This window comes from Desulfamplus magnetovallimortis, from assembly GCF_900170035.1.
Taxonomy (GTDB): Bacteria; Desulfobacterota; Desulfobacteria; order Desulfobacterales; family Desulfobacteraceae; genus Desulfamplus; species Desulfamplus magnetovallimortis.
This window is the reverse complement of record NZ_LT828636.1, coordinates 1-624: the sequence shown is the minus strand read 5'-3', so window position 1 is coordinate 624 and position 624 is coordinate 1. Positions and strand designations below refer to the sequence as shown.

Sequence of the window (624 nt, the reverse complement as noted above, 5' to 3'; positions counted from 1 at the left end):
CAAAACATGTTTTGCTTTCAGTTTTATAAGATCTGGAAGGAAAGGCAGTTCATTATGACCCCTATGTGTCAGGATAGATGTCGCCTCATTAAGAATTCAATAATTCAATATCAGGGGCACTGAGGAGAATCTATGGGATACCCTTTATCAATGAAAGAAGCTGTGGTAAAAAAAGTTCTTATGAGTAATAAAACTCATTATGAAATAGCAAAAGAAGTGGGAATTGCTCGTTCAACATTAACGTATTGGCTTAAACAATACACAAAAGACGGAGAAATGAATTTGATCAATGTGGAAAAGAGTCCCAAAGATTGGAGCGGAGAAGAAAGATTCAATGCTCTGCTTACAACAGCAAGTATGTCAGAAACGAATCGTGTGTCATGGTGCCGTAAAGAAGGCCTGTTTACACATCATCTTGATCAATGGAAAAAAGATGCTATTTTTTTGTTAACCCAAAAAGAATCCAGCTTAAAATCTAATGATTTAAAAGAGTTAAAGAGAGAAATAATTTCTTTGAAAAAAGAATTGTCTCGAAAAGATCAAGCTCTTGCGGAGACTGCCGCTAGGCTGTAGAACTTCACTTTATCTGATTTCTATTGTATCTTTGCACTTCGTGCCCATTGA

At 35.9% G+C, this 624-nt stretch carries 1 protein-coding gene; it reads left to right on the top strand.

All coding sequences use genetic code 11. From position 1 onward, the window contains the following. Positions 1 to 132 precede the first annotated feature (132 nt). Positions 133 to 573 (top strand): transposase, encoded by a 441-nt coding sequence (locus tag MTBBW1_RS27380; RefSeq protein ID WP_080810175.1) that lies wholly within the window; start codon positions 133 to 135, stop codon positions 571 to 573. The last annotated feature ends 51 nt before the right edge of the window (positions 574 to 624 follow it).

Bases quoted from the DNA above. Each gene is read 5' to 3' on its own strand.
- MTBBW1_RS27380 (WP_080810175.1), top strand. From the start codon at position 133: ATGGGATACCCTTTATCAATGAAAGAAGCTGTGGTAAAAAAAGTTCTT.